Here is a 26398-nt window from a genome sequence, read left to right on the forward strand (position 1 = left end):
ATCCTTCCCGCGGTGGACGCCGTCACCTCTTGCACGCACGTCGAGCTCTTCGCCGTCCAGCCTCGCATCTCCCTTGAGGACTACGCCTCGGCGGAGCGCTTTGCCGAGCGCCACCGCACCCTCGCCCGTCAGATCGATCGGCGGCGGACGCGAGATGCCTCGGGACGTCCCCTCTACCCCGCGCTGGCGGTGTGGCCGGAGATGGTGGGGGCGCCCCTGGGTCTGATGGGGCACATCCACCGGGTGCGCCGCTCCCGAACCACACAGGCGGCCATGGCCCGCGTGGCGCTGGCCGAGGTGCTCTCGCTCGCCCTCGCCGTGCGCCATCGCCCCGCGTCCCTGGAGGAGTGGCTGTATGCCGCCACAGCGGAGCGGGTACACCGGGCCATGTGGCATGCGTTCTCGGGCATCGCCCGGGACTTCGGCCTGTGGGTGGTAGCCGGCAGCGCGTTGCTTCCGAAAAACCGGCTGGGCTTGGACACACCAGACTTCGCGCCGGTGAACGCGCGCACCTACAACACCAGCTACACCTTCTCTCCCGAAGGCCGCTGCGTGGCCGTGACGCGCAAGGTGAACCTCGTGCCCACCCAGGAGGATGTCGTCAGGCTGAGCCCCGGGCGCGCCGAGGACCTCGAGGTGGTACACACGCCGTTCGGTCAGCTCGGGACGCTCATCTGTTACGACGGCTTCCGTGAGCCCCACACCTCCGAGGAGCCCACTTTCGTGCCCGCCGCGCGACTCCTGGATGCGCGGGGCGCGGACATCATCGCCCAGCCCTCGGCCAACGCCTGGCCCTGGGATGGGCCCTGGGCCTTCAACGCTCCGGGGGAGCGGCAGTTGCGGCGCGAGCAGTGGTTCAACGAGGGGCTCTACTCCCAGCTGGCCGGGCTGGAGCGCGTGCGCTACGCGGTGAACCCGCAGCTCGTGGGGAGCTTCTTCGACAACGTCTTCGAGGCCCCTTCGCTCATCTTCGAGCGCGTGGGGCCGGGCGAGGTGCGCGTCCTGGCCCAGGCGCGAGACCCGCGCGCGGAGGACGTCCTGCACGTCACGGTCCCCCTCGCCTCGCCCCGCGTGGACAACAGGTGCTGAGGGCGCTCAGTCTCCGAGCTTCTTCTTCAGCAGGTCGTTGACCAGGGTCGGGTTGCCCTTGCCCTTCATCGCCTTCATCACCTGGCCCACGAAGAAGCCGAAGATCTGCTTCTTGCCGCCGCGGTACTTCTCCACCTCGCCGGCGTTCTTCGCCAGCACCTCGTCCACCACCGCCTCCACCGCGCCCGCGTCGCTCACCTGCGCCAGGCCCTTCTCCGCGATGATCGCCTCGGGCGCCTTGCCCGTGCGGAACATCTCCCCGAACACGTCCTTCGCCGCGTTGTTAGAGAGCGTCCCCTTCTCCACCGCCGTCAGCAGCTCGGCGAACTGCGCCGGCGTGAACTTGAGCGTGGAGATCGTCACCGCGCCTCCGCTCTCGTTCAGCAGCCGCGCCAGCTCTCCCTGGAACCAGTTGGAGAGCTTCTTGTAGTCCTTGGAGTGCTGCGTACACGCCTCGAAGAAGTCCGCCAGCGGTCGCTCCGCGCACAGCAGCTTCGCGTCGTACGCCGGCAGCCCGTACTGGCTCATGAAGCGCTGGATCTTCGGACGCGGCAGCTCCGGCAGTCCCTTCACCACCTGGTCGATCAGCGCCTCCGGCACGTGCAGCGGCGGCAGGTCCGGCTCCGGGAAGTAGCGGTAGTCATGCGCGTCCTCCTTCGAGCGCATGGAGCGCGTCTCGCCCCGCTGCGTGTCCCACAGCCGCGTCTCCTGGACGATCTTCCCGCCCGACTCGATGACCTCCACATGCCGGCCAATCTCGTGCTCGATGGCCTGCTTGATGAACCGGAACGAGTTGATGTTCTTCAGCTCCACCCGCTGGCCGTACTGCGTCTCCCCCTTGCGCATCACCGACACGTTGGCGTCGCAGCGGAAGGAGCCCTCCTCCATGTTCCCGTCGTTCACCCCGAGGTAGACCAGCACGTCCCTCAGCGCCTTGAGGTACTCCACCGCCTCGTCCGCGCTGCGCAGGTCCGGCTCGCTGACGATCTCCAGCAGCGGCACCCCCGCCCGGTTCAGGTCCACCAGGCTCTCGCCCACGCTGGCGTCATGCACGTTCTTGCCCGCGTCCTCCTCCATATGGATGCGGCGAACGCGGATGGTCTTCTCGCCCTCGGGCATGTCGATGGTGAGCGTGCCCCACTCGCAGATGGGCTGGTCGTACTGGGTGATCTGGTAGCCCTTCGGCAGGTCCGGATAGAAATAGTTCTTCCGGCTCCAGATGCTCGTCTTCTTGATGGTGCAGCCCAGCGCCAGCCCTGTGCGGACGGCGAACTCCACCACCCGCTGGTTGAGCACCGGTAACACCCCGGGCATGCCCAGGCACACCGGGCAGGTGTTGCGGTTGGGCTCCGCGCCGAACTCCGTGGAGCAGCCGCAGAAGATCTTCGACTTCGTCAGCAGCTGGGCGTGGACCTCGAGGCCGATGACAGGCTGGAAATCGCTCAGGGGCATGGGGGTACCTGGAACACTCCTCTAGAGCGGTGCGAAGCGGCGGTGGAAGTCGTGCTCGCGCTCGAAGGCCCGGGCGATGCGCAACAGCCGCGCCTCGTCGAAGGGCTTGCCGAGGATCTGCAAGCCGATGGGCATGCTCTTCTTCGTGAAGCCACACGGCAGCGACAGGCCTGGCAGTCCCGCCAGGTTGCAAGGCAGCGTGAACACGTCCATGAGGTACATGGCCAGCGGGTCATCCACCTTGTCGCCCAGCTTGAACGCCACCACTGGCGAGGTGGGCGAGAGGATGGCGTCCACCTGCGCGAACGCTCGCGAGAAGTCCTCCCGGATGAGGGTGCGGACCTTCTGCGCATGCACGTAGTAGGCGTCGTAGTAACCCGCCGACAGCGCGTAGGTGCCCAGCATGATGCGGCGCTTCACCTCGGCGCCGAAGCCACGCTCGCGCGTCTGGCCGTACATCTCCCGCAGGCCCCGCGCGTCCTTGGCACGTACGCCGTAGCGCACGCCGTCATAGCGGGCCAGGTTGCTGGAGGCCTCCGCCGGCGCCAGCAGGTAGTACGTGGCCAGGGCGTACTTCGTGTGCGGCAGCGACACGTCCACCAGCGTCGCGCCCAGGCGCTCATAGGCCTTCATGGCCTCGCGCACCGTGCTCTCCACGTCTGGGTCCATGCCGTTGATGAAGTACTCGCGCGGCACGCCCAGCCGCATGCCCCGAACGCCGCTCTCCAGGTCCGCCCGGTAGTCCGGTGCCTCCGTCGGCGCGGAGGTGGAGTCGAGCGGGTCATGCCGGGCGATGAGTTGGAGCAGCTCCGCCGTGTCCGCCACCGTGCGCGTCATCGGCCCCACCTGGTCCAGCGACGAGGCGTAGGCGATGACGCCATAGCGGGACACGCGCCCGTAGGTGGGCTTGAGCCCCACGAGGTTGGTGAACGCCGCGGGCTGGCGAATGGAGCCGCCCGTGTCCGTACCCAGCGCCCCGAACACCTCGCGCGCCGCCACCGCCGCCGCCGAGCCTCCCGAGGAGCCTCCCGGCGTCCGATCCAGCCGCCACGGGTTGTGCGTGGGGCCGTACGCGCTGCCCTCGTTGGACGAGCCCATGGCGAACTCGTCCATGTTCAACTTGCCCAGAACGGGCAGGCCCGCCTCCTTCAAGAGGCGCACCACCGTGGCGTCATACGGCGGCACGAAGCCCTGGAGGATGCGTGAGCCGCAGGTCGTCTCCACCCCCTCGGTGAGGAAGATGTCCTTGAGGCCGATGGGCACCCCGTCCAGGGGACTCGCGGGGTTGCCAGCCTTGCGGCGCGCGTCACTGGCCTCGGCGGCCGCCAGCGCGCCCTTCTCGTCCAACCGCAGGAAGGCCTTCACCTGCCCGTCCACCTGGGCCACCCGCGCCAGGCACGCCCGCGTCGCCTCCACGGAGGAGACTTCCCCCGCGGCCAGCTTCGCCGCCAGCTCCAGCATCGACAGTTCAGTCAGCTCCATGGCCTCACTCGATGATCTTCGGGACCGCGAAGCTGGTGCCCACCTTCGAGGGGGCGTTGGCCAGCCCCTTCTCCGGCGGCAGCGAGGGGCGCATCGCGTCCTCGCGCAGCAGCGAGGACGCGAGCGTGGCGTGGGAGGTGGGCTCCACGCCGCTCACGTCGAGTTCCTGGAGCTGGGCCACCGCGTCCAGCACCGCCGAGAGCTGCGTGGCATAGCGCTGCTCCTCCTCCGGCGTCAGCGAGAGCCGCGCCAAGTTGGCCACGTGGCGGACCTGCTCGATCGTGAGCTTCATCCGAGGGTGACTCCTACTTCCGCTTGAACAGGTTGAGGACGGCGCCCATCACCTTGCCGCTGCCCTCGGGGCCCTGCTTGATGATCTGCTCCAGCTCACCCGCATCCAGCCAAACGCCCTGGCAGTTGAAGCAGGTGTCGATCTCAACCTTGCCCTTGGACAGCGTCTGCAGGTCCATGCCGCACTTGGGGCACTTCATGTAGTGCAGCTGCTTGAGATCCTCGCGCTGCTTGGTCGCCATCTCCTCGGACTGCTGGAGGGCGAGCTTGCGCTTCTTCTCGATGTCCTCGCGGGCGAAGTATTCCTCTTCGGTGGACGACGGCTTGTCGAACTCGGCCATGTGGTCTCCTTCACTCCTTCAAACGCTCGATGGCGGTGCGCGCCACCGCAGCCTCGGGTCCATTGGGCAGGATCTCAAGGTACCGCTCGTAATAGCGGATGGCTTCCGCCTTCTTTCCCTGGGAGCGGTAGGTCTCCGCAAGTCCTATGATTGCTTCTCCGTAGCGCGGATTGAACTTGAGTGCCTGTTTGAATTCTGCCTCGGCCTGCCGAGTGTCTCCCAAGTCAAGGAAAGCCATCCCCCGCCCCGCATACGCCTCTCCCCGGTCCGGGGATAGCTCCGCGGCCGCCGCGTAGGCCTCCAGGGCCGCCTCGGGACGCTCACGCTCGCGCTGCCGGTCGCCCTGGGTCATGTAGTAGTCGAAGTCTCGCACTGGCGCCGGTCGCTTCACCCCGGTGCCCGCATCCGGAGCGCCCGCGTCTGGAGTGCCCGCATCCGCGCCCGTCCCCGCGTCCTCCGCCGCTCCGGCGTCCAGGAGGGTCCCCGCGTCTTCCTGACTCCCCCCATCTCCGGCGTCCAGCAGCTCTGCCCCGGCCAGCGCTCCCGCGTCCGCATCGGGCTCGGTCGGACTCCCGGCGTCCGCCTGGGCTTGGGTCTCGGCTCTCGCCTGCGCGGCGAGGAGCTGCTCCTGACGCTCCCGCTCCCGGCGCTCCTCTTCTTCCAGCCGCCGCGCCGTGGCCACGCGCTCGGCCTCCTCGCGCTGCGGCACCAACACCTGGAAGTAATAGAAGGCCGAGCCTCCTCCGAGCAGGAGCACCAGCAGGAGAAGGAGCACCGGAGTCAGGCTCCGCTTCTGGCTCGGCTCGGGCGCTGGCGCCGCCGTGGACGCCGTCGCGCCCAGCTGGGCCTGGAGCACGGCCGCCTTCTGCGCCTCGTCCACCAGCTGGAAGAAGGTCGCCAGCTCCCCGATGTCTCCCAGCCGCTTCCAGCTCTCCCCCGTCATGGAGATCTCGTCGTCGCGCGACACCTTGCGCTCGACGATCCACTTCTGGAGCGTGGTGAGATCCTTGAGGGTGAAAAGATTTCCGCTGGCCTGGCGCACCCGCCACTCGCGGGCCCGCTCTCCCGGCGTTCCTCCGGGAGGAAGCACCGAAGCGGCCTCTGCTGGCGGCGGGGCGGCGGCGGTGCCCACCGGAGGGGGCATGGTGATGGGACTTCCCAGGGGGCGAAGCCCCGGAGGAGGCGGCGCAGGAGGTGTGCCCAGGGGGATGGCGGGGCCCTGCGGCTGCTGCCCCGCCGCCACCGGAACCGTGACGACCAGGGCCTTCTTCTTCACCACGAAGACGTGGTGGCACGTGGAGCACTGAACGGTGACTCCGGTCTCGGAGACCCGGGAGTCATCGAGCTGGTACTGCGTCTTGCATCGCTCGCATCGTACGTCCATGCACCCCGCCTGACACCTTCGGTCCTCGCACCATACTGGCTCCAGAGGCACATGACCTCAATTGAGCGTTCTCGCCAGAGGACAATGGGGTGACACCCGGGCCGGAAAATTGACCCAACCCCCTCCCCCCCTACACTCGCGCCGCGCAGTCGCTACAGCCTGCTACGAGTCTGACGAGGGATGGTCATGGCGGCCAGGAAGGCCAGGGCGGAGAAGACGGTTCTTTCGACCCAGGAGATCGCCACGCGCCGAAAAGCGCTGGCGGCCAAGAAGATGCAGACGGGGGGAGCCGGACGCAGGGCGCTGGTAGGCGTCTTCGTCCTGTCCCTCTCGCTCATCTCCCTGTTGTCGGTTGCAACCTTCAACCCACGCGATCGCGTGGGGCCAGGGTTCAAGAACATGGTGGGCCCCATGGGCCACCTCATCGCCGAGGGCCTGCGGGGGTTTCTGGGGGTGTGTGCCTACCTCATCCCCGCCTGTGGCATCTACGCGGCGATGGTGATCTTCGTGGGCAACCGCGAGCGCCGCCGCCTGCCGCAGATCGCCGCGCTGGCGCTGCTGACGCTGAGCGCAGCGGTGCTGGCGCAGCTCGCCTTCGCGGGAGATCCCGGCTGGGCCCACCCGCCTGGCGGCGCCGTGGGCGCGGGGCTCGGAGGCATGCTGCAGGGCCTGTTCTCCACCGTGGGCACCGTGATTCTCGTGACTGCGGTGGCCGTGGCCGGGCTCATCGTTGGCACGCAGTACGCGTTCCTGAAGCTGTGCTCGATGCTGTGGGCGGGAGCCTGCGTGCTGGGACAGCGCGCCATGGAGGCCGCCCAGGCTTTCTGGGAGGAGCAGAAGGAGGCCTACAAGAAGCGCCAGGAGGAGGCCGCCCAGGAGAAGCTGGAGGAGGCTGCCTTCCTCGCCCAGCTCGAGGCGGACGAGGAGGAGCTGCTGGAGGCCGAGCGCGATGCGGCCGAGGCCGAGGCCGCCGAGGCGGAGGCCATGGCCGAGGAGGCCGTGCGCCTGGCCCGCGAGCAGGAGAAGGAGCAGCTCCAGCTCGCCAAGAAGACCGCGAAGGAGACCAAGGAGCTGGCCCGCGACAACCGCGCCAAGGAGAAGCTCCCCGAGCTCGCCGCCTCCAACGCTCCCGTTGCCGTGCCGATGGCCGAGAAGCGTCCGGCCCCTGGCGCGGATCCGGCCTGGGCTTCGTTCCTCGCGCCCACGCCCGCCGCCGCTGCTGCAAACGCCGCCGCGAACGGGGCTACGTCCGAGCCTCCTCCGCGCAAGCGTGAGCGCAAGGTGCCCAACATCGTCACCGGGCCCACCGCTCCCAACTCCGTGCCTCCAGTGGCCGCCTCGGCCCTGGCCGCTGCCGAGGCCGACGAGCCCGCGCTCGCCCCAGCTCCGGTGGCTGCTCCGGTCGCGGCTGCTCCGGCCGCTCCCGCCTCCGCCATCGTTCCGGCGCCCCAGTCCGCGATGGCGCGCATGCCGCTCATCGTGGAGCCCAAGGCCCCGCCCAAGCCCACCGCTCCGAAGCGGACGGAGGAGTTCGAGTTCGTGGGAGGTCGCAAGAGCTTCTCGCTGCCCCCGCTGGACGTGCTGGAGATCGACAAGAAGGAGCGCTCGGCGCTGGACAAGGACGCCTTCCTCGTCACCGCCGAGAAGCTGCGCGCCAAGCTGGCCGACTTCGGCATCGTCGGCGAGGTGGTGGAGATCCGCCCCGGCCCCGTCGTCACCATGTACGAGTTCCTCCCGGGCCCCGGCATCAAGGTGAGCAAGATCGCCGCGCTCGCCGATGACCTCGCCATGGCGATGGAGGCCATGCGCGTGCGCATCGTCGCCCCCATCCCCGGCAAGGGCGTGGTGGGCATCGAGGTGCCCAACAAGGACCGCGAGACGGTGTTCCTCAAGGAGATCGCCGAGCAGGACGCCTTCCACAAGAGCCAGAGCCGGCTCACCATGTGCGTGGGCAAGGACATCGAGGGCATGCCGTACGTCTTCGACCTGGCCAAGGCGCCCCACCTGCTCATCGCCGGTACCACGGGCTCGGGTAAATCCGTGGCCGTCAACTCGATGATCATGAGCATCCTCCTGAAGTCCACGCCGGAGGAGGTCCGCTTCATCATGGTGGACCCGAAGATGCTCGAGCTGTCCGTGTACGAGGGCATCCCCCACCTGCTGCTGCCGGTGGTGACCGACCCGAAGAAGGCCGCGCTCGCGCTGCGCTGGGCGGTGGAGGAGATGGAGCGCCGCTACCAGATGCTGTCCGAGGCGGGCGTGCGCAACATCGCCGGCTTCAACAAGCTGGTGGAGACCTCCGCCACCGAGGTGGTGAAGGCGGTGGTGGAGAAGAAGCCCACCAAGCCCAAGAAGGTGCTCGTGGTGGATGGGAGCGTCGGCGAGGACAAGCCCGCCGAGGCCTCCGCCGCCAACGACCAGCCCGGGGTGGCCGCGCCCAAGGACGACATGGAGGACATTCGGGAGGCCGTGGAGTCGGAGCCCGAGGCCTCCGAAGCCACCGCCGAGGTCCCCGAGGTCGAGGCCGTCGACGAGAGTCTGGAGGCCGCGTCCTCCGAGGAGTCCACCCCGGAGAAGAAGGAGCTCAAGAAGCTGCCCTATATCGTGGTCATCATCGACGAGCTGGCCGACCTGATGATGGTGGCCAGCCGCGAGGTGGAGACGTACGTGGCGCGCCTGGCGCAAATGGCCCGCGCCGCCGGCATCCACCTGATGGTCGCCACCCAGCGTCCCTCCACGGACGTGGTGACGGGCATCATCAAGGCCAACTTCCCCACGCGCATCAGCTTCATGCTGCGCTCCAAGCCGGACTCGATGACCATCCTCGGGACGGTGGGCGCCGAGGCGCTGCTCGGCATGGGCGACATGCTCATCATGCCGCCCACGAGCGCGCACCTGCAGCGCGTGCATGGCGCCTACGTCTCCGAGACGGAGATCAAGCGCGCGGTGGACCACCTCAAGGCCCAGGGCAAGCCTGTCTTCGACGAGTCCATCCTCAAGCCGCGCGACGAGGATGTGGAGAGCGGCGGCGAGGAGGACGAGCTGTCCGACGAGCTGTACGACCAGGCGCTCGCCACGGTGGGCGAGATGCGCGCCGTGTCCATCTCCATGCTCCAGCGCAAGATGCGCATCGGCTACAACCGCGCCGCGCGCATGATCGAGCGCATGGAGCGCGACGGGGTGGTGGGCCCGGCCGACGGCGCCAAGCCTCGCGAGGTGCTCATCCGGGGCGTGGGCGAGATGCCCGGCGCGGGGGCGATGTAGATGATTGGCGTATGATCGTCGCCATCTCGCGCTTCCGCCCCCCGGCCGAGCAGGCGGAGCATCTGGTCGCCCGCTTTCAGGAACGCTCGCGGCTCGTGGACGGGCACGCGGGGTTCCTGGGCCTGGAGGTGCTGCGCTCCTTCGAGCGCCAGCCGGAGTTCCTGCTGGTGACCCGCTGGAGAGACAGGGACGCCCTGCGCGCCTACCTCCAGTCGCCGGACTTCCTGGTCGCCAAGGCCGCCAGCGTCGCGGACGACGCCACCTTCGCGATGTATGAGGTAGTAGGCCAATGAGACGCTTGGTCGTTCCCAAGCGAGCCCAGGTCCGTTAAGGGCGATGCACCATGGCTGAACGCATCGCCCTCTTCGCTACCACCGCCCGCGGCACCGAGGACCTCCTGGCCGAGGAGCTCCGGGACCTGGGAGCCCGTCGCATCCGCCAGGACCGGGGCGGGGTTCGCTTCATGGCCTCACTGGATGAGGCCCTCCGGGTGTGCCTCTGGTCGCGCATCGCCATGCGCGTGCTCTATCCGCTGGGCGAGTTCGAGGCCCACGGCGCCGACGGGCTCTACGAGGCGGCGGCGAGCGTGCCGTGGGAGGAGCACCTCACGCCGGACCACACGTTCGCGGTGGAGGCGACGCTGAAGGACAGCGAGCACAGCCACTCGGGCTTCGTGGCCCTCAAGGTGAAGGATGCCCTCGTGGACCGCATGCGCGGGACGATGGGCGCCCGGCCGGACGTGAACACCCGGACCCCAGACATCAGCGTGGTGGCCCACCTGGCCCGGGAGAAGCTCTCGCTCTCGCTGGACCTGTGCGGAGATCCCCTGAACCGCCGGGGTTACCGTGTGCGCCCTACCCCCGCTCCCCTCAAGGAGACGCTGGCCGCTGCCCTGCTGCGCGCCGCCGGCTACAACGGCAACGAGGCGCTGGTGGACCCGATGTGCGGCTCCGGGACGCTGCTCATCGAGGCCGGCTTCATCGCCCGCAACCGCGCCCCGGGCATCGGCCGCTCCTTCGCGGTGGAGCGCTGGCCCCACCTGGGCGCCCGGGCGAAGGAGCTGCTGGAGGACCTGCGCGCGGATGCTCGCCGCAACGAGCGCAAGGTACACGTGCCGCTGCAGGGCTTCGACAAGGATCCAGAGGCGCTGGAGGCCGCGCGCCGGAACGTAAAGGCGGCGCGGCTCTCCGAGGAGATCCAGGTCGCCGAAGGCGATGCCACCAAGCCCCTTCCCTTGCCCGAGGGCGGCGGGCTGCTCATCACCAACCCGCCCTACGGCGAGCGAATCGGCACGGGCGGCCAGAAGGGCATGAAGTCCTTCTATTTCAAGCTCGGAGAGAACATCCGCGCCCTGGATGGCTGGCGCGTCTATGTCCTCTCCGGCAACCCGGCCTTCGAGAGCGCCTTCCATGCGCGCCCCGTGAGCCGCCGGGACGTGTGGAACGGCCCCATCCCCTGCACGCTGTTGGGCTACCGCTTCGGCTGGAAGGAGCCCTCGTCGCGGGAGCCCGGCTCAGAGCCGGCGCTCGGTGCGCCGCCACAGTCGCCGGATGTTGCTTCGGTGCGTCCAGATCATGAAGGCGAAGAGGACGCCTGAGAGCAGCGCGTACTCGATTGCGGGAGCGGTGAAGACCGCAGTGGCCACCGCCGCCACGCCCGCCGTCAGCGAGCCGAGCGAGCTCACCCGCGTCGCTACTAGGACGAGCACATAGACGCCGGCCCCAGCGAGCGCGGCCAGGGGCGTCAGGACCAGGAGCACGCCCAACGCGGTGGCGACGCCCTTGCCTCCGTGCAGCTTCAGCCACACCGGGTAGCAGTGCCCCAGGAAGGCGGCGAGCCCCACCGCCACGTGCGCGCGGGGGCTCTCGGGCATCCAGTGAAGGGCGAGCAGCACGGGAATGGCGCCCTTGAGCGCATCCAGCGCCAGCACCAGGATGCCGAGCTTCTTGCCCGCCACACGCGCCACGTTGGTGGCGCCGATGTTGCCGCTGCCCTGCGCGCGGACATCCACCCCGCGCGCCCAGCGCGTCACCAGCACCCCGAAGGGAATGGAGCCCGCGAGATAGCCGAGCAGGACAAGGGCAGCGAGCACGCGGGGCTCACATCAGCAAATGGGGGAACTTCGTCTTCACCACCACGTAGGCGTAGTTGACGAGCAGGAGAACAGGCAGGGCGCGGCGCACCCAGGTCCACTCGCGCGGCGAGAGGTGGAGCTCGGGCACCGGCACCTTGAACACCAGGTGCAGCACCATCATCACCGCCAGCAGCGCGAAGATGCAGGCGGCCACGGTGCCCAGCGGGTTGGCCTCCCAGGCCTTGAGAAAATGCAGGTGGGACACGTGGTCAGCCACCCGGGTCAGCCCACAGCCGAGGCAGGGCCAGCCCGTCTGCTCCCGCAGCGCGCAGCCCCAAAAAGGAATCAGCTTCGCCACAGGGATGTACCGGGCGACGAGCAGGCCGAGGAGGCCCGCGAGACCGAGGGCATCCACCAGACCAGGGTGGCGATTGGGCGGAGGAACGAAGACCTTCACAGGACCAGTCTAACGCGCCCGTGTGGGAGAGTGGACTGCGACATGCCTCCGCCTTGCCCGTCCAAAGAGTTTTGGGCTATGCGCCAGGGTATGAAGACGCTCCGCACCGCTCTGCTGGCCGTGGTCGTTGTTCCCCTCGTGGCGCTCGCTGGAGGGACCGCCGCGACGCCTGCCAAGACGCAGCCCGCCACGAAGTCCGAGGCGGACTGCCACCACCCGCCCCCGCCGCAGCAGGCCGCCGCGCCCGCGCAGGGGAACGGCTGGACGCTCACCCGAGGAGAGGCGCTCAAGGGTGCCCCGGCCGTGAAGCTCGCCGACCTGCTCGCCAAGCCGCAGGAGCACAGCGGCAAGACGGTGCTCGTCGAGGGCCAGGTGCGCAAGGCGTGCGAGAAGAAGGGCTGCTGGATGGAGCTGTCCACCGCCGCGGACGCCAAGGGCCCGGGCGTACGGGTGACCTTCAAGGACTACGGCTTCTTCGTCCCGCTGGACTCGGCGGGCTCCCAGGCGCGCGTGGAGGGCGTGGTGCAGGTGGCCGAGCTGAGCGAGAACCGCGCCAAGCACTACGAGGGTGAGGGCGCCATCGTCCCCCGCGGCAGCGACGGCAAGGCGCGCGAGGTGCAGCTGGTGGCCACCGGCGTGGAGCTGCGTCGCTAGGCAATGCCGCGCAGCTACAGCATGAGGGGCGTGCAGGGCGCGGCCGATCGGGCCGTGCAGCACGCCCGCACCTGGATGTTCGAAACAGCGCCCGGCTCGCGCATCCATGACGTGCAAGAGGATCCGCGCTTCCAGCACCGAGGCGTGGACCTGCTGTGGGAGCTGCCCACGGGAGAGGTCCGCGGCATCGAGGTGAAGGGCGACCGCAACCCACGGCGGCGCTACTGGTTCGAGCTGGTGTCCAACGTGGAGAAGGACACCCCGGGCTGCTTCCTTTACAGCGGCGCGGACCTGATGGTGTACGTGTTCCTGTCGCAGGCCGAGCTGCACGTGCTGCCGCTGAAGGACGTGCGCGAGTGGTTCCTGCCCCGCGCGAAGGCGTACGCGCTCAAGCACACCTCCACGAAGACGGGCGCCATCCGCTACACCACGGTGGGCGCGGTGGTGCCCTGCCGCGAGGTGCTCGACGCAGTGCCGAGCGCGCTCTACGTCTCGCTCAAGCGCGGCGCCGTGCAGGAGGAGGCCCCCGTCGAGGAGCCCTCCTCCGCTCCCGAGGAGCGCGAAGCCGCGAAGCTCGCGCCCACCGGAACCGACAGCGAGTAGCCGACCGAGGCAGAGCCTCAGCCGTGACGATGCCGGTGCCCCGGGTGCATCTCGTCGTGCATCTTGTTGAGGCGCGCCGCGTCCTGGGCGAGCCCCTGCAGCGAGGCGCGGTCCCCGGTGGCCTTGTAGACGTGCTCCAGCCGGGCGCAGAGATCGATCGCCAGGTGGATGTCCTTGTCCTTCTCGGCCTGCATCAGCAGCGCGCGGCCCTGGGTGGTCGCCTGCGGCCAGGCGCCCAGGTGGATCAGCCCATCCACCGCGAGCAGCCGGGACAGCGAGCTCCTGGAGGAGTCCGACGTCACCTTCTCGAGCTCCGCGAGGGCCGGGTCCCGCTCGCCCTTGGCGGCCCGGACGATGGCGCCGGCGATGCCGCGACGGTCGGGCAGGAGGAACTCCTCCATCTCGGCGAACGCGTCGGCGTGGCCGGTGTGCCCCGCCTTGACGAGCGTCTCGGCCATCGAGTCGAACATCTCGGCGACCTTCTCGTTGAAGACGCCCAGCGCCCGCTCCATGAACGCGAGCTGCGGCTGGCCCTTGTCGTCCATCGGCACCTTCTGGCGCACGCCCTTCATGCGCTCGAAGGCGGCCTCCACCGGCGCGTCCTTCTTGCCATCGAGCAAGAGCGCCAGGGACTTGAGCAGCTCGGCCAGGGCGTCGGACAGCTCGCGCGGGGCGATGCGGTCGGTCACCCACCGGCGCCACAGCTCATCGGCGGCGGCGAAGGGGAACGGCTTGAAGGGCCCCGTGCCCTTCCACTTCTGGCCCCACTGCATGCCGATGTCCGGAGGCCAGATGGTCTCGGAGAGCTTCCGGAAATCAGCCTCGGCCACGGGGACTCCGTAGTGTCCCAGCGTCCCCACGATGGCCTCGGTCGAATACCCCTGGAGGCCCTTGCTCTGCCACGCCTTGTCCACGCGCTCGGTGCTCACCGCTTGCTTCTCCTCGTCGCGCCGGCCATCGGCGCCAGCGGCCTTCTATCAGAGCGCGGCGGGCGCCGCCTGGGGCACGGAGGGCCAGACGGTGGGGTTGCGCCGGCCGTCCTCGACGCGGCGTGCCAGATAGGGCACGCAGCCCCGGGCGTCGAAGGCCTTCTTGAAGGCGGCGAAGCCCGCCCCGGCCTTCCAGGCATCCATGGCGGCCAGCCCGGCCTCCGGGCCACATTGGGCGAGCATGTACTCCACCCAGGCCCAGCGGGCGGAGGTCGGCCGTACCTCGGCGCGCCCCTTGAGCCCCCGCCGCAGCCGCTCCAGCTTGCCCTCCACCTCGCGGATGCCCGCGAAGGGCGCCCCATCCAGCGGCGTGTTGCGCTTGGCCACGAAGGGCGCCACCCCCAGCGCCACGGGGATGATGCGCGACAGCTCGGCGGTGAAACGGATGAGCTCGTCGATGTCGGCGTCCTCCTCGTAAGGCAGGCCGACGACGTTGTAGACCTTGAGCTGCCGCATGCCCGCTGTCCGGGCGAAGGTCGCCGCCCGGACGATCTGCTCCTCGGAGTGCTTGCGGTCCACCAGGTCCCGCATGCGCTGGGAGGCCCCATCCGCGGCCACGGTGAGGTTGGTGGCGCCCCCGCGCCGCAGGGTGTCCACCAGCTCCTGGGTGAGCCGGTCCGCGCGCAGCGAGGACACCCCCACCTCCCGCCCTGCGTCCACGAGGGTGCGCAGCAGCTCGACGATCCGTGGGTGGTCCGTCACCGCCGCGCCCACCAGGCCCACGCGCCGGGCGTGCTCGGGGATGAGCGAGAGCACCCGCTCGGGCGGCACCGTCCGCATGCCCCCGTTGGTGGTGCGCCGCATCACACAGTAGTGGCAGCCGCGCGAGCACCCGCGCTCCGGCTCGATGAGGAACATCGAGCGCAGCTCGGTATGCGGGGTGATGATCTGCGAGCGGGCAGGCAGCCGCTCGTCCAGCGCCTTGGCGACGAAGTAGCGCTTCCCGCCCCGCCCTGGCACCCGGAAGCCAGGGAGGCCCGCCAGGTGCGCCAGCAGCGCCTCGCGATCCATCGTCATGGCCGCGTCCAGCAAGGTGTGGATGAGCTCCTCCGCCTCGCCCTGGAGCAGCACATCCACGAAGGGCTCGAGCGGATCCGGATTGGAGAAGGTCAGCGGGCCACCGGCCACGATGAGGGGGTGACGCTCGCTCCGCTCCTCCTTGAGCAGCGGCACCTGCGCCAGCTCCAGCATGGAGAAGAGGCCCGTCAGCTCCAGCTCATAGGCCACCGAGAAGGCGAGCATCGGCAGGCCGGAGACCGGGGCCTCGGTCTCATAGGTGAACAGGGGCGTCCGAGTGCGGCGGTAGACCTCCACGTCATCCGGAAGGAAGACACGCTCGGCGGTGGCGCCCGGATGAAGGTGAATCTCCCGGTAGATCGTCTGGTAGCCGAGCGAGCTCATCCCCACGTGGTAGGGGCTCGGATAGCAGAGGGCCACCCGGTAGGGCGCCTCCTTGCGGAGCGTGCCCTGCTCGTCCGCCAGCCGGGTGCGAACTGCTTCAACGAGTGAGTAACGGCCCTCCATGCTCCTCCAACGTCAGTCCAATCCTCTCTAAACACCGCGGCCCCGCGCAGCCACTCCCGAGAGAGGAGGGGCCACCGGGGCCGCGAAAACCACTGGCTCGCGTCGGAGCTAGTCCTGAGCCCGGAACGAGGGAATCTCCCCCGCCGGCACGCAGAACTTCAGGACCGGATCGCACACCGCGTCGAAGTCGGGGTTCACGCCCGAGCCCGCGCCGCAGCTGTTCCGCGGCTCATTGGACGCCGGATCGCAGGCGGCCACCGGCCAGAGGGCCCGCACCTTGAGGCGCGCGGTGCAGGTGAGCGGCCCGCCCTCGCGCTGGACGACGCGCGTGTACGCCAGGGTGCCCTTCAGCTGGGTGCCCGGCGCGCTCGGCGAGGAGTACACGTTGACGTCCTCGAACTGGTACGTGATGACGGTCGCATCCTCGGCGGTGACCCCGGTATCCGGGTTGGCCGCGCGCGCGGAAGCGTTCACCGTGGCCGCGGAGAAGTCCGAAGCCCCGCAGAAGTTCCCCGCATCCGGCTCGTCCACCATGGCGCCCACCGCCGTCTGGAGGTACGGATCGCCCGGGTCCCGCGCGCCGCGCGAGGCCAGGCCCGAGGGACGAATGGTCAGCTTCGTCTCCCCTTCACGGCCCTCCTCGGGGTTGGTGAACTTGAAGACGCCCAGGGTCTCTCCCTTGGGGATGAACCTGTCGCACTCCGCGGAGGGGGCATCGCCCTCCACATCGTACTTCGCGTACCAGTTGTTCAGGCTCGCGTCCTGAACGATGCACCCGGCTTCCGGCTGTTCGAAGTTGCAGCTCGACAGCAGTGCGCCCGCACCGAGCAGCGCCGCCGCCACAGAGACGATGTTCTTGGTCATGATTCTCGAGGTTCTCGTGTCGATGGTGGCTGAGCGTTAGAAGGTGTAGCGGACACCGAAGCGGAACTGCCGCGGCGCCTGGTACTGGGTGGGCTTGCCGAAGTTCGGGTTCACGTCGTCCTCATCCAGGTAGATGGGCGCCGCGGTGTCCTCCTCGATGTCTCCGGTGTTGATCTGCACCTTGCCCGGCAGATCCGAGGGACGGCCACCCACCAGCGGGTAGATGGACTCGTAGGTGTAGGACTGGTCCACCAGCGTCGCCGTCTGGAAGTTGAACAGGTTGAACACGTCCATGGTGATGGACACCACCTGGTTCTTGGCGATGCGGTAGTTCACGCCGATGTTCGAGTCGATGATGTTGACCCAGGGCGTGCGGCCGGCGGTGCCACGCTGCAGCACGAACGCCTCGTCCTGGCCGTAGTCCGGGTGCGCGCCGTAGTGGCTGATCGGCGTGCCCGAGTTACCGCGGTAGGACATGCCGATGCTCGCCGACAGCACGTTGTTGATGTTGAACTCACGGGCGCCGAACAGCTTCACCGAGTGCGTGCGGTCGAAGGGCAGCAGGCCCTTGCGGTTCTCCAGCAGCTGGATCAGGTCGAAGTCCGAGAGGATGTTCGGGTCGAGCTGGTTGTTCTCCGGCCGGAACAGACCGGGGTAGTTGCCGTACAGCCGCGACCACGTGTAGCTCGCCTGGGCCAGCCAGCCGTCGGCGAAGGTGCGGTTGAGGTACAGGGTGACGGCGTCGTAGTTGCGCACCGCCTCGGGGAAGTCCTTGGCGAAGCCGTTGTTCGGGTTGCCCAGGAAGTACGTGTTGCCGTCATCGCGGCTCATGTCCTCGATGACCGCGTTCATGTTGCGGTGGGTGTAGGTGGCGCCGAAGCGGGTGTTGGCCAGCACCTCGTACTCACCGCCAACCAGGTACTCCGTCGAGGACTGCGGCTCGATGTCCGGGTCGACCGGCTCGTTCTCCACCTTGCCGCCCGAGTAGAGGCGGTTGGGGTTGAGGCTCGACTCGGCGCGGCGGGCCACGAAGGCGCTGTCCGCACAGCCGGTGCGCTGGCCCTCGAGCGTGGACGGATCGCAGCCGCCCTCCAGCCCTTCCTGCGACGCCACGTGGCGGCCCGAGTAGCGGCGCTCCGGCGGGAAGGCGCGCTCCAGCATGTTGAGCGGCACCTGCTCGTAGTAGCGGGCGAAGTTGCCGTAGAACTTCATGCGGCCGTTGGCGAACGGATCGACGATGGCGCCGATGCGCGGCGACAGCTGGTTGCCGAGGATGAGCGACAGGTTCCCATCGCCGCCGTACATGGCCTGCACGTCGTAGCGCACGCCCAGGTTCAGCGTCAGCCGGTTCTCGATCGTCCAGCTGTCCTGCAGGAAGCCACCCACCGTGGTGCTGGAGACCTTCGCCGCCTGGACGAGCTGCACCGTCGGCGAGTCCGGCCCCGTCTGGTAGCCGTAGCGGCGGTAGTCGTTCCAGCCATAGATGCCATAGGGATACAGCCGCTCGCCGGTATCCTCGTCCACCGCGCCAGTGATGACCGTGCCGGTGCGCGGGTCGATGGCGTTGGTGAGGTTGGCCTCCTGGAAGAACACGCCGCCACCGTAGGCCTTGCGCTGCGAGTAGTTGAGGAACTCGGTGTCCACGCCCGCCTTGATGACGTGGGTGCCCAGCGCGTTGAGCAGGTAGGTGGCCTTGGCGTTGGCCTGGAAGCGGTCCATCTTGCCGTCACGCAGCTGGCCGGGGCCGCCCAGCTCGTAGTTGGTCACCGGGCAGCTGTAGACCTCCTCGCCCGGGGTCCCCGCGGGCTCGCAGAAGGCGCGCAGGCCCGGCGAGTCCTCGAAGTACAGGATCGACCGCGGCTCCACGTAGCGCACGCGCGAGTAGCCCGCGAGGCCATCACCCAGGATGTCGCCCGCCTGGCTGCCGTCGGCCGGCTTGTCGGAGGCCACCTGGTGGAACCAGCCCGCGTTCACGTCGAACAGGACCTTCTTGTCCAGGAACGCGCCGGCGTACTTCAGGCCCAGCGCCGTGGTGCTGGCGTTGGTGGAGATCTGCCCGAAGTCACCCGGCCGCGCCGTCTGCGGCAGGGGCAGCGCGCCGCTGCGCGGATCGAGGCGCAGCTTGCCCAGGCCGCCCGTGCTGGACGGGGTGCCCGTCAGCGACACCGACACGTTGTGATCAGCGTTGATGAGGTAGGTCAGCTTGCCCATGTACTGGAAGCTGCGCGCGTCGGCGAAGTAGCGGCTCTCGGAGCCCGGGATGGGCTGCAGCTGCGCGGTGCCCTGCTCGTCGCGCAGGATGTTGCCGCCGTCGTCCACCTTGAAGGCGTTGATGCCGCGCACGTGCTGGTAGCGGGTGAAGGAGGGGGCGAAACCCGCGAAGAACCACAGCCTGTCCTGGAGGATGGGACCGCCGAGGGTGGCGCCGAAGTCGCCGAGGTTGTGCAGGTTGTTCTCACCGGTGACGATCGAGCTCTCGTCGATGACCAGCTTGCGGCCACCCTCGAAGACGCCCGGCGTCATGTTGGCGAACACCGAGCCGTGGAACTCGTTGGAGCCCGAGCGCGTCACCGCGTTGAGCACGCCGCCGGTGGACCGGCCGAACTCCGGCAGGTAGCCGCCCGTAATCACGTTCACGTCCTGCACGAACTCGATCGACAGCGGGCTGGCGTTGATGCCGAACGCCGGATCATTCGTGGACAGGCCGTCCACCACATAGCCGTTCTCCGGGGAGGAGGCGCCGTTGATGGATACGCCGTACTGATCGTTCTGGGCGCCCGGAGCCAGCTCCGCCAGGCTCTCGAACGAGCGCGCCGCGCCGCCCTTGCCGCCCGGCCGGTTCACGGCGATGCGGCGGATGAACTCCTGATCCACGTTCACGCCCTGCGTCGTCGAGCCCACGTCGATCGTTGGAGGGGTACCGCTGATCTCGATCGACTCGGTGAACGTCTCGGGCAGCAGCTCCACGTTGACGCGGATCGTGCGGTTGAGCCGCAGCTGGATGTCCGAGCGGGTGAACGGCTTGAAGCCCGAGCTGTCGAACCGCAGGGTGTAGACACCCGGGGGGAGCTGGGGAATACGATACTGACCCGAAGCGTCGGTAACGACGGTCTGCTCACCCTGAAGGTTGGGAGAGGTTGCCGTCACCACCACATCGGGGATCGGGGCCTGTTTGCTACCGGGGTCGGCGTTGATGACTGTACCGATGATGACGCTGCTCGAAGACTGCGCCAGGGCCACTGAGCCAGACAAAAGGCAAGCGACCAGCACGACTCCGGTTGCCCGGAGCACACGGGTAAGTCTCATGCCAGAACCCCTCCAAGGTAGGCAGATGCAACCAAAAATGGTCGAGCAAAATATCTGAGGTCGCTAACTTGTCAACGGATGGTTGCTTTTTGCCCACCAGTGGGGCATTGCGCCGTTCCCGCTGATCGCCGGCTCACCGTCGGCTCTTGGACGGCTGCTTGAACCCGGACTGCATTTCTGTATGGTAGCACGCCTTTGATCGGCCCAGGCGTGACGGGTAGTCCACTGGTGTAGAGGAGTTTTCGCACATGTTCGACTCTGTGCTTGACCGCGGACAAGCCCCCAAGGGGCGGATGGGCGTCGGAGCCGTGGTGTCCGTGGTGCTACATGTCGCCTTGTTCGCTGGGGCACTGTGGCTCTCCACCCGGCCGCCTCCGCTCGAGGAGAAGGAGGTCGAGGTGACCTTCAAGGCCGCGATGGCGCCCCCGCCCCCGCCGCCTCCTCCGCCCCCTCCTCCCGCGTCCAAGCCGAAGACGACGCCCAAGAAGCCCGTGAAGAAGCCGGACGCGATCGTCCAGCCGAAGGAGATTCCCCAGACCAAGCCTCCGGAGCAGGAGCCCGCGGAGGAGCCGCCCGCCGAGGAGGAGCCCTCCGAGGAAGAGGTCGAGGGTGGCGTGGAAGGTGGCGTGCCCGGTGGTGTGGTGGGTGGCGTGGTGGGCGGTGTGCTCGGCGGCGTGCTGGGCGGTCAGGTGGGCGGCACCGGCACGGACGTGCTGCCGTTCGGCGCGGGCATGACGCGCCCCGAGAAGCTTTCGGGTCCCATTCCCCAGTACACTCGCGAGGCGCTCGAGGCGCACGTTCAGGGTCTGATGATCGTGAAGTGCGTCATCACCACGGAAGGTCGAGTGGAGAAGTGCCGTATCATCAAGCCCCTGCCCCACATGGAACAGGCGGTACTGGACGCGTTGTATGCCGCGCGCTACAAGCCGGTCACGTTCCAGGGCCGTACGGTCCAGGTTGACTACACCTTCAACATCAAGCTGAGCCTGCCGCGCTGATCGCGGCCGGGCGGCCCTCTGTCTCAAAAATTGTCGTAACCCACCGCGCTCGAGGAGGAGCGCTCTTACCACCATGCAATTCACTCTTGCGGATATCTGGGCGCACACGGGCCTCTTCGCCCGCTTCATCATCTTCACCCTGGGGTTCATGTCGATCGCGTCGCTGGTCGTCATGGCCGAGCGCATGTTCGTCTTCCGCAAGACGCGGTCGGACTCGCGCAATTTCGCCGCGAAGATGGGTGCCATCCTCGCCAAGGGCGACCTGAGCACGGCGGCCAACACCAACCTGGGTAAGGACGTGGGCCACCTGGGCCGCGTCATCAACTCGGGCCTGACGGCGTACCGCATCAGCCCCAGCAACAAGGACGTGGCGGTGGAGTCGGTTGCCCGCGCGCTGGAGCGCCAGGCGCAGCGTGAGGTGCAGAGCCTCAAGCGCGGCCTGGGCGTGCTGGCCACGGTCGGTTCGACGGCGCCGTTCGTCGGTCTGCTCGGCACCACGATGGGTATCGTGAACGCCTTCCAGCTCATGGCGGAGGCCGGCTCGGGCGGTCTGGGCACCATCTCGGCCGGTATCGCCGAGGCGCTCATCACCACGGCGTTCGGTCTGCTCGTGGCGATTCCGGCGGTTATGGCCTACAACTTCCTGCAGGGCTGGGTGGATGCGCGCTCGGTGGACATCTCCGAGTCGTCCAACGAGTTCCTGGACGTGGTGGCGCGCCAGCTGACCGGCGGCGCGACCCACTCTCACCAGCAGTCGGCCTAAGGACGGCGCCCTCTCCGGGCCGTCTTTGCGGCCCGCCTCGGTGGACGCAGGACCTCTGCGCAAGGGGTCCCACGCCAGGCGGGCCGTTCCACCCCCGCTCCAGTTCGAGCCCCAGGTGCATCCATGGGAATGGCAGTAGGCCCCAACAAGGGGATCAAGAACGAGATCAACGTCACGCCGCTGGTGGACGTGGTGCTGGTGCTGCTCATCATCTTCATGGTGATCACGCCCATGCTCCAGCGCGGCAAGTCCGTGACGCTGCCCAAGGCGCAGAACATCGAGAAGGAGAAGAAGGGGGGCGCGGAGTCCGATCCCCTGATCCTCTCGGTGACGCCGGACAAGAAGACGTTCGTGGAGAACGACGAGTACGCCGACCCGGCGGGGCTGGAGACGCGGATTCGCGACGAGCTGACGAAGTCGCCGGGCAAGCGCATCCTCCTCAAGGGCGACAACACGCTGAACGTCGGTGACGTGCGCAAGGTGATGGACGTGGCCCGCAAGGCGCAGGCCAAGAGCATCGCGCTCGGCGTCGAGGAGCTGAAGGAATAGCCATGGCCGGACACAAGTCACGCCAGTGGGTCAAGCCCCAGAGCGCCCCCAACTCCGACATCAACGTCACGCCGCTGGTGGACGTGGTGCTCGTGCTGCTCATCATCTTCATGGTGATTACGCCGCTGCTCGAGAAGGACATCGAGGTGCGCGTGCCGGAGACGGAGGTGGAGAACACGCCACCGCCCGAGAACCCGGACCAGCTCGTGGTGCAGCTCGATGAGACGGGCAACATCAAGATCAACTCCGAGCAGATGGCCAACCCGGACGAGTACGTCACTCGCCTGAAGCGGATGCTGGCCGCCAAGCCGAAGGAAGAGCGGATCGTCTTCTTCATGGCCAACGACAACACGAACTACGGCAAGCTGATTGGCGCGCTGGACGGCGCCAAGGCCGCTGGGGCGTTCGTGCTGGGCATGGCGACCGAGGAGCTGCCGCAGGGCGCGGTGGTCCCGGGTGCCGAGGGTGGAGCTCCTCCTCCTCCCGAGCCTCCGGCGCCTCCTGCTCCGTAAACGGGTTGGGTTTCCACATTCAGGGGCTCGTCGGCTACATTGCGTTCACGCATGGCCGACGAGCCCTTGGTTTTCGAGCAGACCGTTGAAGCGCTGTTCGTCCGCGCGCTCGGTAGGCGCCTGACGCCCGAGTGCAAGTCACGCCTGCGGCAGGCCGGGCTCGACGTGGACCAGAAGCTCAAGCCCGCCTACTCCTTCACTTCCTGGATGACCTTCGTCTGCATCGCGGCGCAGGAGCTCTACCCGGGCCTGCCCGTGGAAGAGGGCGCCTTCAAGCTCGGCGAGGCCTATATCGACGGCTTCCGGGAGACGATGCTGGGGCGCGCGGTGCTGTCGCTGCTGCGCGTCCTGGGCCCCCGGCGCACGCTGGCTCGGGCCACGCAGAACTTCCGGGCGGGCAACAACTTCACCGAGTGCCGGCTGAAGGAGCTGGGTCCCACCCAGTTCGAGCTGTGGATGAACGACGTGGGCAGCTCTCCCGCGTTCACCGCCGGCATCATCCACGCGGGCCTTCGCGTGGCGGGAGCCCAGGACATCCGCGTGGAGCCCTCTGGCTACGCGGGCGATGCCTGCACCTACCAGCTCAGCTGGAAGGAGGCCTCCCTCTCCCCAGGCGTGGCGGCCAAGGCGGATTCGCGGGGCGACAAACGCTCCGGGTCCATCCGCCCGCAGTAGGCCCAGCCTCCCCTGCCCCAGGCCCATCCCGTCGCGTGGACGGGTATCCCACGCGCGGGACGGTGCGCTGCCTTGCTTCCCTGGGAAGCGGGGCTGGTACGCGCCTTGCTCTTCCCTCCGGCGAGACACGGGAGGGTGGCGATGCTGGCGAGGGTGCGGTCGGGCGCGTTGATGGGCATCGACGCGGTGGTGGTGGAGTGCGAGGTGGATATGGCGCTGGGGTTGCCCTACTTCAACGTCGTGGGGTTGCCGGATGGGGCGGTGCGCGAGTCGAAGGTGCGCGTGGTTTCGGCGCTGAAGAACACGGGCTTCGAGCTGCCCCAGAAGCGCATCACCGTGAACCTGGCGCCCGCGGATATTCGTAAGGAGGGGGCGGCCTTCGAACTGCCCATCGCCCTGGGCGTGCTGGCCGCGGCGCGACTCATGGAGGAGGAGCCGCTGGGGCGCTACCTCTTCGGCGGGGAGCTGTCGCTGGACGGTTGGATCAAGCCCATCAAGGGCGTGCTGCCGCTGGCGGTGGCCGCGCGCAGCGGGGGGTTCGAGGGCGTCATGGTGCCCTCGGCGAACGCGGCCGAGGCGGCGCTGGTGGAGGGCATCCAGGTGTTGCCCGTGAGCCACCTTCGCGAGGCCGTCGAGCACCTGACGGGCGTCAAGGCGCTCTCCCCGTACCAGCGCGAGGCAGGGCCCCCTGCGTCCGCGCGAAGCCCGCCTCCGCTCGACATGGCGGATGTGCGGGGACAGCCAGATATCAAGCTGGCGCTGGAGCTGGCGGCCGCGGGCGGTCACAACGTCTTGATGTGCGGTCCGCCTGGCTCGGGCAAGACGATGCTGGCGCGCAGGCTGCCCGGCATCCTGCCCGCCATGACCTTCAATGAAGCGTTGGAGGTGACGAAGATCTACTCGGTGCTGGGGCTGCTCGGGGAGGAGCAGGCGCTGATGCGGGAGCGCCCGTTCCGCTCGCCGCACCACACCATCTCGGACGCGGGGCTGGTGGGCGGAGGGCCGGCGGCGCGCCCGGGTGAGCTGTCCCTGGCACACCACGGGGTGCTGTTCCTCGACGAGCTGCCGGAGTTCCGCAAGAACGTGCTGGAGGTGCTGCGCCAGCCCATGGAAGAGGGGCTCATCCACCTGGCGCGGGCCAGCCAGAACGTCACCTACCCCTGCCGGGTCATGCTGATCGCGGCGATGAACCCCTGCCCCTGCGGGTACTTCAACGTCCCCGGTCGCTCCTGTACCTGCGCCGAGCACCGCGTCTTCGACTACCACGCGCGGGTGAGCGGCCCGCTGCTGGATCGCATCGACATCACCCTGCAGACGCGGCCCGTGGAGTACCACCAGATCGCCCGGAGGGATGCCGACGAGCCCCCCAGCGCGTACTACCGGGACCGGGTGGAGGCTGCACGCGAACGCCAGCGCGCCCGCTTCCGCGACGAGCCCGGCGTGTACTGCAACGCGCAGATGCCGCCCAGGCTCCTGCGGCGCTACTGCGCGCTGAGCGCTCGGGCCGAACGGATGCTGGAGCTGGCCGTGCGCCACCATGGGCTGTCCGCCCGTGCCCACGATCGCATCCTCAAGCTCGCCCTCAGCCGCGCGGACCTGGAGGGGCACGCGCGCATCGAGGACCTGGACATTCAGATCGCCATCGACTGCCGCATCCTCGATCGGCGGGGCTGGCTCTACGCCAACACCCACGGCACGAGCCGCCCCGATGCCTTCTCCCGGATGATGAACCGCGCACCAGCCGCCGAGGAGTCCTGAGAGGGCTCAGGAAGTGCTGGGACGAACCGCGGAGGGCTCGCGTGAGCCTTGGGAGGGCTCGACCTGCATCGCGGGCGGAGGCAACGCGGCCGGGGCGGACGCGGAGGCCTGCAGCGGCACACCGCCGGTGATGATGCGGGCCGAGCGCCGGAAGGCCACGTACGAGTAGGCCCAGTTCACGAGCACCGCCACCTTGCTGCGGAAACCGATGAGAAACAGGATGTGGACGAAGAGCCACGCGAGCCACGCGAAGAAGCCCGACATCCGGAAGCGCTGCAGGGCTACTCCCACCGCCGAGCCTCGGCCGATGACGGCGAAGGTGCCACGGTCCCAGTACGAGAAGGGCTCCATCGGCTTGCCTTCGAGCTGGCGGAGGATATTGCTCGCGGCGTGCTTGCCACCCTGCATCGCCGCGGGGGCCACGCCCGGAATGGGGTGCCCGTCTTGCTTGAAGAGGGCCAGGTCTCCAATGACGAAGATGTCGTTGCGCCCAGGCAGGGTGAGCTCGGGTGTCACGGGGACACGTCCTGCCCGGTCCAGTTCCACGCCCAGGGAGCGCGCGATGGGAGAGGCCGCCACGCCCGCGGCCCAGATCACCGTGCGCGCTGGGATGCGCTCGTCGCCGATGTACACGCCCGCCTCGTCGATCTTCGTGACGCGGGTGCTGGTGCGGACCTCCACTCCCAGCTTCTCCAAGGAGCGCTGGGCCTTGAGAGACAAGTCCTCCGAGTAGGTCGGAACCACATGGGGCGCGCCCTCCAGCAGCAGGATGCGTGCCTGGGAAGGATCGATGTTCTGGAAGTCGCGCACCAGCGCGTGGTGGCTGATCTCCGCGAGCGCTCCGGCCATCTCCACGCCCGTGGCCCCCGCTCCGACGATGACGAAGGTCAACAACTCCCTGCGGCGCGCCGGGTCCGGCTCACGCTCCGCCAGTTCGAAGGCGAGCAACACCCGCCGGCGGATCTCCACCGCGTCCTCGATGGTCTTGAGCCCCATCGTGTAGCGCGCCCACGCGTCATTCCCGAAGTAGGAGTGCGTCGCCCCGGTGGCGAGGATGAGGTAGTCGTACTTTACCTCCCCGTCCGCCAGCAGCAGGCGCTTGCCCTGCATGTCCACGCTCGTGGCCTCCGCGAGCAGCACGGAGATGCCGTGCCGACCGAGGATGCCCCGCAGAGGCGAGGCGATGTCGCTCGGGCTGAGCGTCGCCGTGGCCACCTGGTACAGCAACGGCTGGAACAGGTGGTGGTTGTGGCGATCCACGAGCGTCACGCGCACCGGGGCGCGGCGCAGCTTCATCGCCGCGTAGAGGCCTCCGAAGCCTCCGCCAAGGATGACCACATGGGGACGGGTGCTGGGCTGGGCAGTCACG

At 68.6% G+C, this 26398-nt stretch carries 24 protein-coding genes; 12 read left to right on the forward strand and 12 right to left on the reverse strand.

All coding sequences use genetic code 11. From position 1 onward, the window contains the following. The first annotated feature begins 12 nt into the window (after positions 1–12). Positions 13–1089, forward strand: coding sequence for a carbon-nitrogen hydrolase family protein (locus SYV04_RS22680; protein WP_321547934.1), 1077 nt, complete (start codon positions 13–15; stop codon positions 1087–1089). 6 nt (positions 1090–1095) lie between these two features. On the opposite strand, the gene gatB is transcribed toward SYV04_RS22680, so the two are convergent. The 5 genes from gatB to SYV04_RS22705 are packed head-to-tail and all read right to left on the reverse strand — an operon-like array spanning position 1096 to position 6039. Beyond that, positions 1096–2541, reverse strand: a complete 1446-nt coding sequence (gene gatB / locus SYV04_RS22685) for an Asp-tRNA(Asn)/Glu-tRNA(Gln) amidotransferase subunit GatB (protein WP_321547935.1) — start codon at positions 2539–2541, stop codon at positions 1096–1098. Between the two features lie 21 nt (positions 2542–2562). Next, positions 2563–4023, reverse strand: coding sequence for an Asp-tRNA(Asn)/Glu-tRNA(Gln) amidotransferase subunit GatA (gene gatA / locus SYV04_RS22690; RefSeq protein ID WP_321547936.1), 1461 nt, complete (start codon positions 4021–4023; stop codon positions 2563–2565). Between the two features lie 4 nt (positions 4024–4027). Continuing rightward, the gene (gatC, locus tag SYV04_RS22695; protein WP_321547937.1) at positions 4028–4315 is read right to left on the reverse strand and encodes an Asp-tRNA(Asn)/Glu-tRNA(Gln) amidotransferase subunit GatC; all 288 of its coding nucleotides are present in this window, start codon (positions 4313–4315) and stop codon (positions 4028–4030) included. 13 nt (positions 4316–4328) lie between these two features. After that, entirely contained in the window at positions 4329–4655 is a 327-nt protein-coding gene (locus SYV04_RS22700; protein ID WP_321547938.1) for a TFIIB-type zinc ribbon-containing protein, read from the reverse strand. 10 nt (positions 4656–4665) lie between these two features. After that, complete coding sequence (locus SYV04_RS22705) at positions 4666–6039, reverse strand: zinc-ribbon domain-containing protein (protein WP_321547939.1); 1374 nt, start codon at positions 6037–6039, stop codon at positions 4666–4668. A gap of 186 nt (positions 6040–6225) precedes the next feature. Between SYV04_RS22705 and SYV04_RS22710 the strand changes: the two genes are divergently transcribed. The 3 genes from SYV04_RS22710 to SYV04_RS22720 are packed head-to-tail and all read left to right on the forward strand — an operon-like array spanning position 6226 to position 10900. Beyond that, a complete protein-coding gene (locus SYV04_RS22710; RefSeq protein WP_321547940.1) occupies positions 6226–9303 on the forward strand; it encodes an FtsK/SpoIIIE family DNA translocase in 3078 nt (1025 codons plus the stop codon). Positions 9304–9314: 11 nt separating this feature from the next. After that, entirely contained in the window at positions 9315–9596 is a 282-nt protein-coding gene (locus SYV04_RS22715) for an antibiotic biosynthesis monooxygenase family protein (protein WP_321547941.1), read from the forward strand. Between the two features lie 50 nt (positions 9597–9646). After that, positions 9647–10900, forward strand: coding sequence for a THUMP domain-containing class I SAM-dependent RNA methyltransferase (locus tag SYV04_RS22720; protein WP_321547942.1), 1254 nt, complete (start codon positions 9647–9649; stop codon positions 10898–10900). Here the strand turns inward: SYV04_RS22720 and plsY are convergent. Then, on the reverse strand, positions 10817–11395 hold the full coding sequence (gene plsY, locus SYV04_RS22725) for a glycerol-3-phosphate 1-O-acyltransferase PlsY (protein WP_321547943.1): 579 nt from the start codon (positions 11393–11395) through the stop codon (positions 10817–10819). The two genes, SYV04_RS22720 and plsY, sit on opposite strands and share 84 nt — an antisense overlap. A 7-nt stretch (positions 11396–11402) precedes the next feature. After that, positions 11403–11834, reverse strand: coding sequence for a DUF2752 domain-containing protein (locus tag SYV04_RS22730; protein WP_321547944.1), 432 nt, complete (start codon positions 11832–11834; stop codon positions 11403–11405). Positions 11835–11924: 90 nt separating this feature from the next. Between SYV04_RS22730 and SYV04_RS22735 the strand changes: the two genes are divergently transcribed. Next, positions 11925–12488, forward strand: coding sequence for a DUF4920 domain-containing protein (locus tag SYV04_RS22735; protein WP_321547945.1), 564 nt, complete (start codon positions 11925–11927; stop codon positions 12486–12488). Between the two features lie 3 nt (positions 12489–12491). Further along, on the forward strand, positions 12492–13091 hold the full coding sequence (locus SYV04_RS22740) for a hypothetical protein (protein WP_321547946.1): 600 nt from the start codon (positions 12492–12494) through the stop codon (positions 13089–13091). 17 nt (positions 13092–13108) lie between these two features. Here the strand turns inward: SYV04_RS22740 and SYV04_RS22745 are convergent, their stop codons facing one another. The 4 genes from SYV04_RS22745 to SYV04_RS22760 all read right to left on the reverse strand — a co-directional run bounded on the left by SYV04_RS22745 (position 13109) and on the right by SYV04_RS22760 (position 19774). Continuing rightward, the gene (locus tag SYV04_RS22745; RefSeq protein ID WP_321547947.1) at positions 13109–14020 is read right to left on the reverse strand and encodes a hypothetical protein; all 912 of its coding nucleotides are present in this window, start codon (positions 14018–14020) and stop codon (positions 13109–13111) included. 48 nt (positions 14021–14068) lie between these two features. Beyond that, complete coding sequence (locus SYV04_RS22750) at positions 14069–15604, reverse strand: radical SAM protein (protein ID WP_321547948.1); 1536 nt, start codon at positions 15602–15604, stop codon at positions 14069–14071. A 108-nt stretch (positions 15605–15712) separates the two neighbouring features. Next, on the reverse strand, positions 15713–16468 hold the full coding sequence (locus SYV04_RS22755) for a hypothetical protein (RefSeq protein ID WP_321547949.1): 756 nt from the start codon (positions 16466–16468) through the stop codon (positions 15713–15715). A 36-nt stretch (positions 16469–16504) separates the two neighbouring features. Beyond that, complete coding sequence (locus SYV04_RS22760; protein ID WP_321547950.1) at positions 16505–19774, reverse strand: TonB-dependent receptor; 3270 nt, start codon at positions 19772–19774, stop codon at positions 16505–16507. 248 nt (positions 19775–20022) lie between these two features. On the opposite strand from SYV04_RS22760, the gene SYV04_RS22765 reads away from it, so the two are divergent. The 6 genes from SYV04_RS22765 to SYV04_RS22790 all read left to right on the forward strand — a co-directional run bounded on the left by SYV04_RS22765 (position 20023) and on the right by SYV04_RS22790 (position 25029). Then, positions 20023–20772, forward strand: coding sequence for an energy transducer TonB (locus SYV04_RS22765; protein WP_321547951.1), 750 nt, complete (start codon positions 20023–20025; stop codon positions 20770–20772). Positions 20773–20845: 73 nt separating this feature from the next. Next, entirely contained in the window at positions 20846–21535 is a 690-nt protein-coding gene (locus tag SYV04_RS22770) for a MotA/TolQ/ExbB proton channel family protein (RefSeq protein WP_321547952.1), read from the forward strand. Positions 21536–21658: 123 nt separating this feature from the next. Next, the gene (locus SYV04_RS22775; RefSeq protein ID WP_321547953.1) at positions 21659–22084 is read left to right on the forward strand and encodes an ExbD/TolR family protein; all 426 of its coding nucleotides are present in this window, start codon (positions 21659–21661) and stop codon (positions 22082–22084) included. A gap of 2 nt (positions 22085–22086) precedes the next feature. Next, positions 22087–22596, forward strand: a complete 510-nt coding sequence (locus SYV04_RS22780) for an ExbD/TolR family protein (protein WP_321547954.1) — start codon at positions 22087–22089, stop codon at positions 22594–22596. Between the two features lie 51 nt (positions 22597–22647). Next, positions 22648–23271, forward strand: coding sequence for a DUF2378 family protein (locus tag SYV04_RS22785; RefSeq protein WP_321547955.1), 624 nt, complete (start codon positions 22648–22650; stop codon positions 23269–23271). A gap of 141 nt (positions 23272–23412) precedes the next feature. Beyond that, the gene (locus SYV04_RS22790) at positions 23413–25029 is read left to right on the forward strand and encodes a YifB family Mg chelatase-like AAA ATPase (protein WP_321547956.1); all 1617 of its coding nucleotides are present in this window, start codon (positions 23413–23415) and stop codon (positions 25027–25029) included. Between the two features lie 6 nt (positions 25030–25035). Here SYV04_RS22790 and SYV04_RS22795 read toward each other — a convergent pair whose 3' ends face one another. Beyond that, positions 25036–26325, reverse strand: coding sequence for an NAD(P)/FAD-dependent oxidoreductase (locus SYV04_RS22795; RefSeq protein WP_422723966.1), 1290 nt, complete (start codon positions 26323–26325; stop codon positions 25036–25038). Between the last annotated feature and the right edge of the window lie 73 nt (positions 26326–26398).

It is taken from the genome of Hyalangium ruber (genome assembly GCF_034259325.1).
Classification (GTDB): Bacteria; Myxococcota; Myxococcia; order Myxococcales; family Myxococcaceae; genus Hyalangium_A; species Hyalangium_A rubrum.

What these genes read in the sequence shown, in the direction of transcription:
- gatB (WP_321547935.1), bottom strand. Translation starts at nt 2,541, where the DNA reads ATGCCCCTGAGCGATTTCCAGCCTGTCATCGGCCTCGAGGTCCACGCC.
- gatA (WP_321547936.1), bottom strand. Translation starts at nt 4,023, where the DNA reads ATGGAGCTGACTGAACTGTCGATGCTGGAGCTGGCGGCGAAGCTGGCC.
- gatC (WP_321547937.1), bottom strand. Translation starts at nt 4,315, where the DNA reads ATGAAGCTCACGATCGAGCAGGTCCGCCACGTGGCCAACTTGGCGCGG.
- SYV04_RS22700 (WP_321547938.1), bottom strand. Translation starts at nt 4,655, where the DNA reads ATGGCCGAGTTCGACAAGCCGTCGTCCACCGAAGAGGAATACTTCGCC.
- SYV04_RS22705 (WP_321547939.1), bottom strand. Translation starts at nt 6,039, where the DNA reads ATGGACGTACGATGCGAGCGATGCAAGACGCAGTACCAGCTCGATGAC.
- SYV04_RS22710 (WP_321547940.1), top strand. Translation starts at nt 6,226, where the DNA reads ATGGCGGCCAGGAAGGCCAGGGCGGAGAAGACGGTTCTTTCGACCCAG.
- SYV04_RS22715 (WP_321547941.1), top strand. Translation starts at nt 9,315, where the DNA reads ATGATCGTCGCCATCTCGCGCTTCCGCCCCCCGGCCGAGCAGGCGGAG.
- SYV04_RS22720 (WP_321547942.1), top strand. Translation starts at nt 9,647, where the DNA reads ATGGCTGAACGCATCGCCCTCTTCGCTACCACCGCCCGCGGCACCGAG.
- SYV04_RS22735 (WP_321547945.1), top strand. Translation starts at nt 11,925, where the DNA reads ATGAAGACGCTCCGCACCGCTCTGCTGGCCGTGGTCGTTGTTCCCCTC.
- SYV04_RS22740 (WP_321547946.1), top strand. Translation starts at nt 12,492, where the DNA reads ATGCCGCGCAGCTACAGCATGAGGGGCGTGCAGGGCGCGGCCGATCGG.
- SYV04_RS22750 (WP_321547948.1), bottom strand. Translation starts at nt 15,604, where the DNA reads ATGGAGGGCCGTTACTCACTCGTTGAAGCAGTTCGCACCCGGCTGGCG.
- SYV04_RS22755 (WP_321547949.1), bottom strand. Translation starts at nt 16,468, where the DNA reads ATGACCAAGAACATCGTCTCTGTGGCGGCGGCGCTGCTCGGTGCGGGC.
- SYV04_RS22760 (WP_321547950.1), bottom strand. Translation starts at nt 19,774, where the DNA reads ATGAGACTTACCCGTGTGCTCCGGGCAACCGGAGTCGTGCTGGTCGCT.
- SYV04_RS22765 (WP_321547951.1), top strand. Translation starts at nt 20,023, where the DNA reads ATGTTCGACTCTGTGCTTGACCGCGGACAAGCCCCCAAGGGGCGGATG.
- SYV04_RS22770 (WP_321547952.1), top strand. Translation starts at nt 20,846, where the DNA reads ATGCAATTCACTCTTGCGGATATCTGGGCGCACACGGGCCTCTTCGCC.
- SYV04_RS22775 (WP_321547953.1), top strand. Translation starts at nt 21,659, where the DNA reads ATGGGAATGGCAGTAGGCCCCAACAAGGGGATCAAGAACGAGATCAAC.
- SYV04_RS22780 (WP_321547954.1), top strand. Translation starts at nt 22,087, where the DNA reads ATGGCCGGACACAAGTCACGCCAGTGGGTCAAGCCCCAGAGCGCCCCC.
- SYV04_RS22785 (WP_321547955.1), top strand. Translation starts at nt 22,648, where the DNA reads ATGGCCGACGAGCCCTTGGTTTTCGAGCAGACCGTTGAAGCGCTGTTC.
- SYV04_RS22790 (WP_321547956.1), top strand. Translation starts at nt 23,413, where the DNA reads ATGCTGGCGAGGGTGCGGTCGGGCGCGTTGATGGGCATCGACGCGGTG.
- SYV04_RS22795 (WP_422723966.1), bottom strand. Translation starts at nt 26,325, where the DNA reads ATGAAGCTGCGCCGCGCCCCGGTGCGCGTGACGCTCGTGGATCGCCAC.